Raw genomic sequence first — 6,017 nt, 5'->3', positions numbered from 1 at the left:
GCTCGGGGACGAGCGCCGCGAGTCGCTCGTCGGGCAGCGGCTCGCGGAACGCCGTCGGCCCGGTCGGCGCGACGGCGGCGCTCGCGCGGCGGCGGGCCGCGGCCGCACCACGACGTCCCACGCGCCGCACGAGGGGCGCGAGGTGCAGCACCTCGCCGTCGGGTCCCTCGGTCACGGGTGCGAGCCCGCGCTCGCGGAGCGTCTCGACGAGCTCACGCGTGCTCGCCTGCGCGGCCAGGACGGTCGGGGCGAGCGCGACCAGGCCGAGGTCGGCGAGGCGCGGGTCGTCGACCAGCCCGGCCAGGAGCGTCGGGTCGTCGGCGCGCACGTAGCTCGACGCGGTCCCGGCGCGCAGCCGGCCGTGCCGTCGGGCGGCGTCGCGGACCAGGTACTCCAGCGGCTGGGGGACGACGCCGCGCGCGTGCGCCGCGAGGTCCGCGAGCACCTGGTCGGCCGTCGCGCCCGCATCGAGGGCCGCGCGCACGGTCGTCGGCGTGAACCGCACGGTGAGCGCGCCGCCGCGCGACTCGACGTGCGACGTCGCGTCGAGCAGCGCCTGGAGCGCGGCGCTCGGGCGGCCCGGGACGATGCCCGTGAGGTCACCCTGGAGCAGCACCTCGTCGACCGCCGGCGGCAGCGCGGCGGCGAACACGTCGGCGGGTGCCGGGTCGTCGGGCGCGGAGCCCAGCAGGGCTCGACCCGCCGGCGACAGCGCCCCCGCACCGAGGACGCCGAGGCGCCCGGCCTCGGCGAGCACCGCGGTCACCGCCTGCTCGGGGGGCACCGACCGGGGTGCGCGCCAGCGCAGGACGTCGAGCACCTGGTGCGCGGTGAGGGCCACGCCGTGCGCGTCGGCCAGGACACCGAGCACCGAGCGCCGCAGCCGCGGCGCCCACGTGCGGTGCAGCTCGGGGTCGAGGGCCGCGCGCACGGCGCCGCGCTCGTCCCGGGTGCCGACGAGCCACGGGGTCCGCGGCGTGGACAGCCACGTGCGTGCGAGCACGGCCCACCGCGCGGGCACCTCGAGCGCGGCCCAGTCGTCGAGGTCGAGCGTGGGCACGAACGTCGGCGACTCCTCGCCGTCGTCCGCGACGAGCCCCGCAGCACCCGCGAGCTCGACGACGAACGCGGCCTCGACCTCGTCGACCTCGAGCGTCGTGGCGACGCGCCGGAGCTCGCGCACGCCCAGCCCACCGGACCGCAGCACGGGTGCGGGTGCCTGCTCCCACAGGTGCGCGAGGCGCCCGACGAGCCGGACGACGTGCTCGCCCGCCGCCGCCGACTCGGCGGCGACCAGCGCGTCCGAGCGGTGCGGGGCGTCCGTCGGCACGGTGGGCGCGAGCGCGGGTGCGCGGTGCGTCCGGCCGCCGCGCAGCGCGAGCGCGACACGCCGCGGGAGGACGACGTGACGGCTGTCGCCGTGCACGAGGAGCCCGCGCCGCAGGAGCCACTGCACAGCGCCCGCGGTCGCGGTCGCGTTGGTCGGGGCGAGGCCCACCGGCGGACCCCACAGGAGCGCGTCGACGACCTGCCGCGCGCCGGCGGGCGCCTCCTGGAGCAGCGCGCGTACCTCGGCCGGGTCGTCGGGGCCGGTGCCGCGACCGTCCGCGGGCTGCTCACCACGGTGGTGCTCGACGGGGGCGAGGCCCGCGGGGTACGGGCCGAGGAGCTCCGCGAGCCCGGGTGCCGCGTGCAGGGGCACGTCGGCACGAGCGGCCGACCGGGCACGGGCCGGGCGCGCGCCCGGATCCGGGACGTCGGGGTGGACCAGTGCGCGGGCCTGCGCGTCGGCGAGCGCGGCGTCGACGAGCCGCCCGCCCGCGGGGTCGTCTCCCGCGACCGCGGCGCGCACGGCGGCGGCCGTCACGGGACGTTCGGCACCGAGCGCGACGACGGCCTCGACGACCTGCAGGACGCCCGCGTCGACGGCGGCGAGCGCGCGCTCGAGGCTCGCACGGCTGGTCGCGCGTGCGGCCAGCGACGACAGCGTGGAGGGAGAAGGCGACGCCAGGTCTGGGCGCAGCCGCAGCAGCGTGACGAGGTCGTCGTCCCCGCACGCGCGCAGGTACCCGGTGAACGTGGCCATCCGTCCCACGATACTTTCCCGCCCTCACGGCAGGGGGTGGCCGAGGTCGCGCTCCACCGCACGGCGGAGCGGGGGAGGGGCGCCGGGGGCTCGCACGACCGCGCGGTGGGCCGTGCGACGCAGCACGGACGCCCCGCGCACGGACCGGGCGCGGGCACGACGCCGGGCCTGCGGCTAGCGTGCGAGACGTCCACCCACCCAGTCCGGAGGTCAGCCGTGACCGGAACCCTCGACCCGACCACCGGCCAGGTCGGCGACGACGTGCTCGCCTCGCTGCTCGCCGACGCCCGCGCGCAGCGCGACGTCGTCGTCGCGCTCCGGCACGCCCTGCACCGCTCGCCCGAGATCGGCCTGGCGCTGCCGGCGACGCAGCGGCTCGTGCTCGACGCGCTCGACGGACTCGGGCTGGAGGTCACGACGGGGAGCGGCCTGACGTCGGTCGTCGGGGTGCTGCGCGGCGCGCACCCCGGGCCCGCGGTCCTGCTGCGCGGCGACATGGACGCGCTGCCCGTCGCGGAGGAGTCGGGTGAGCCGTTCGCGTCCGAGAACCCGGGCGTCATGCACGCGTGCGGGCACGACCTGCACACCGCGGGCCTGGTCGGCGCGGCCCGGCTGCTCGCGGCCCGCCGCGACCGGCTCGCGGGCTCGGTCGTGCTGATGTTCCAGCCGGGCGAGGAGGGCGACCACGGCGCGCGCCTGATGATCGAGGAGGGCGTGCTCGACGCGGCCGGGGACCGGGTCGTCGCCGCGTACGCGCTGCACGTCATGTCCTCGCTGCTGCCGACAGGGGTCGTGATGTCGCGGCCGGGCACGATCCTCGCCGCCGCCGACACGGTGCACGTCACGGTCCACGGACGCGGCGGGCACGGCTCGATGCCGCACCTCGCGGCCGACCCCGTCCCGGTCGCGGCCGAGATCGTCCTCGCGCTGCAGGCGATGGTCACGCGGCAGTTCGACGTGTTCGACCCGGTCGTCGTCACGGTCGGCCACATCCTCGGCGGCACGACGGACAACGTCATCGCCCCGACCGCCAGGCTCGAGGCCACCGTCCGCACCTTCTCGGAGGCCGCGCACGCGGTCGTCCCGGAGCGCCTGACGCGCGTGTGCGAGGGCGTCGCCGCGGCGCACGGGCTGACCGCCACGGTCGACTACGAGCGTGGCTACCCGGTCACGGTCAACACGCCCGACGAGGTGCAGCGGGCCGCGCGCGTCGTCCCCGCGCTGCTCGGCGCGGACGCGTGGCACGAGGCGGCGCAGCCGCTCCCGGGCGCCGAGGACTTCTCCTACGTGCTCGAGCAGGTGCCGGGCGTGTTCGTCGCGGTCGGCGCGACGCCCGTCGGCGAGGACCCGCGCACCGCCGCGTACAACCACTCCGCGCACGCGCGGTTCGCCGACGACGCGCTCGTCACGGGCCCCGCCGTGCTCGCGGCGCTCGCGCTCGACCGGCTCGCGCAGGGCTGACCCACGCCCGACGTCACGGGCGGGCGGGTGGTCGACGGGACCGGTACGCGCATCGCGGCGGCACGGGCCGGTAACCTGGAGGGTCAGGACGTCGAGGGGACGTCGTCACGCAGAAGGACAAGGGGTTGCCGTGCCCACCGGCAAGGTCAAGTGGTTCGACACCGAGCGCGGGTTCGGGTTCATCGCCGACGACGACGGCGGCGAGGTGTTCCTGCACGCGTCCGCGCTCCCCGCGGGCGTCACGCCCAAGCCCGGCACCAAGGTCGACTTCGGCGTCGCCGACGGCCGTCGCGGGCCGCAGGCGCTGTCCGTGAAGATCCTCGACCCGCTGCCGTCCGTCGCGAAGGCCGCGCGCAAGCCGGCGGACGACATGGCCGTCATCATCGAGGACCTCATCAAGGTGCTCGACCGCGTCGGCAACGACCTGCGCCGCGGCCGCTACCCCGAGAAGGCCCGCGCCACGCAGTACGCCACGCTGCTGCGCCGCGTCGCCGACGACCTCGAGGCCTGAGGATGGCCGTCGCCACGAAGGACGCCGTCCTCGGCAACGCCGTCGACCTGGCCCGCGAGGTCGCGATCGGCATCGCCGAGGACCCGGCGGACGTCGGCGAGCACCTCGGCCACGTCGTCGAGGGCGAGCGGCTCGTCTCGCACCGCTTCGCGTGCCTGGCCCGCGGCTACCGCGGGTGGGAGTGGACCGTCACCGTCGCGCGCGTGCCGCGCGGCCGCACGCCCACGGTCTGCGAGGCCGAGCTGCTGCCCGGCGACGACGCGATCCTCGCCGCCACGTGGGTGCCCTGGTCCGAGCGGCTGCGCCCCGGCGACATCGGCCCGGGCGACGTGCTGCCGTTCCGGGCCGACGACCCGCGCCTCGAGCCCGGCTGGACGCCCACCGGCGACGACGAGCTCGACTCCGTCGCGATCGACGAGCTCGCCCTCGCGCGGGCCCGCGTGCTGTCCCCGCAGGGGCGCGACGAGGCCGCCGAGCGCTGGTACCGCGGCTCGCACGGACCGACGACCGCCGGCGCGCTCGCGGCGTCCGCGGCCTGCGCGTCGTGCGGGTTCCTCGTGACCCTGCAGGGGTCGCTCGGCACCGTGTTCGGCGTCTGCGCCAACGAGTGGTCGCCCGACGACGGCAAGGTCGTGAGCCTCGACCACGGGTGCGGTGCGCACTCCGAGACGGAGGCCGAGGCGCCGCCGAGCGACTGGCCCGCGCCCGACCCGCTGATCGACGAGATGCGCGTCGAGGTCGTGCCGCACGCCGCGCCGGTCCCTGCCGCGGACGAGGTCGTGGTGGTCGAGGCCGCGGCGGGCGAGGCCGTGGTCGTGGAGGCAGGAGCGGACGAGACCGTCGTCGTCGTGCCGGCCGCCGCCGACGAGGCCCACGCCGACGGCGCCGTCGCCGACGAGGCGGGCGCGGACGAGGGCGTCGGCGGCGAGGCTGCTGCGGACGAGGTCGTCGTGGAGCCCGCGGTGGCGGCGGAGCTCGTGGAGGAGGCCCTCCTCGAGGAGCCCGTCGCCCGGGACGACGCCCCCGCCGACGTGCCGGCGGCCGAGACCGGGACCGACCCGGAGCAGTGATGCTCGACGCCCTCGGCACCGCGGCCCTGCGCGCCGCCGTGCTGGGGGCGTGGCGCGCGTCCCCGGCACGCCTGCGGGAGGACGCGAACACCGAGGAGGACCACGCCCGCGGCTACTACCGCGACCGCGTCGTGGTCGAGCTCGCGCAGAACGCCGCCGACGCGGCCACCCGGGCGGGCGTCGAGGGGCGGCTGCTGCTCCGCCTGGCGCGCGCGGACGACGGCACGCTCGTGCTGGTCGCCGCGAACACGGGTGCGCCGCTCGACGAGGCAGGCGTCGCGTCGCTCGCGTCGATGCGGGCGTCGTCGAAGCGGCCGGACGGGGGCACGGCGCCCGAGCGTCGGGTCGTCGGACGGTTCGGGGTGGGCTTCGCCGCGGTGCGCGCGGTGTCCGACGAGGTCTCGGTCGTGTCGACGACGGGCGGCGTGCGGTTCAGCCTGCGCGACACGGCGGAGCTGCTCGCGGACGCCGCGGCGCAGGTGCCGGCGCTCGCGGACGAGGTGCGGCGCCGGGACGGCTCGCTGCCCGCGCTGCGGCTGCCGTTCCCCGCCGACGGCCCGCCGCCCGCGGGCTACGACACGGCGGTCGTGCTGCAGCTGCGCGACGAGGTCGCGGCCGACGAGGTGCGGGGGCTGCTGCGCGCGGTCGACGACGCGCTGCTGCTCGCGCTGCCGGCGCTCGTCGAGGTCGTCGTCGAGGACCTGACGTCCGACGAGCCGCCGCGGCGCGTGGCGGACGTGGGACGCCGCTGGCTCGTGGCGTCGGCGGAGGGCGAGCTGCCGCTCGCGCTGCTCGCGGACCGGCCGGTCGAGGAGCGGGCCGCGCGGGACTGGCGCGTGACGTGGGCGCTGCCGCGGTCGGGCGCGCACGCGGGGGTGCGCGTCGTGCA

5 protein-coding genes are annotated in these 6,017 nt (G+C 78.0%); 4 read left to right on the top strand and 1 reads right to left on the bottom strand.

The features are described from left to right. Nucleotides 1-2,086, bottom strand: a 2,086-nt coding sequence (locus tag CTKZ_RS19895; RefSeq protein WP_124344540.1) for a helicase-associated domain-containing protein, incomplete at its 3' end; no start/stop codon positions are given. A 216-nt stretch (nt 2,087-2,302) separates the two neighbouring features. On the opposite strand from CTKZ_RS19895, the gene CTKZ_RS19890 reads away from it, so the two are divergent. The 4 genes from CTKZ_RS19890 to CTKZ_RS19875 all read left to right on the top strand — a co-directional run. Beyond that, nucleotides 2,303-3,547: a M20 metallopeptidase family protein gene (locus tag CTKZ_RS19890; protein WP_235843575.1), complete on the top strand. Its 1,245-nt coding sequence runs from the start codon at nt 2,303-2,305 to the stop codon at nt 3,545-3,547. 130 nt (nt 3,548-3,677) lie between these two features. Continuing rightward, the gene (locus tag CTKZ_RS19885; protein WP_124344539.1) at nt 3,678-4,058 is read left to right on the top strand and encodes a cold-shock protein; all 381 of its coding nucleotides are present in this window, start codon (nt 3,678-3,680) and stop codon (nt 4,056-4,058) included. Between the two features lie 2 nt (nt 4,059-4,060). Then, nucleotides 4,061-5,128 (top strand): DUF3027 domain-containing protein, encoded by a 1,068-nt coding sequence (locus CTKZ_RS19880; protein WP_124344538.1) that lies wholly within the window; start codon nt 4,061-4,063, stop codon nt 5,126-5,128. Next, nucleotides 5,128-6,017 (top strand): sacsin N-terminal ATP-binding-like domain-containing protein (locus tag CTKZ_RS19875; RefSeq protein ID WP_371852401.1); only part of this gene is annotated, 890 nt, incomplete at its 3' end. The genes CTKZ_RS19880 and CTKZ_RS19875, both read left to right, overlap by 1 nt.

Origin of the sequence: Cellulomonas algicola (assembly GCF_003851725.1) — a bacterium.
GTDB lineage: Bacteria > Actinomycetota > Actinomycetes > Actinomycetales > Cellulomonadaceae > Cellulomonas > Cellulomonas algicola.
Note: the sequence above shows the minus strand (reverse complement) of the source record. Positions and strands in the feature narration are given on the sequence as shown.

Excerpts from the sequence above, each read along its gene's own strand:
- CTKZ_RS19880 (WP_124344538.1), top strand. The coding sequence starts at position 4,061 with ATGGCCGTCGCCACGAAGGACGCCGTCCTCGGCAACGCCGTCGACCTG.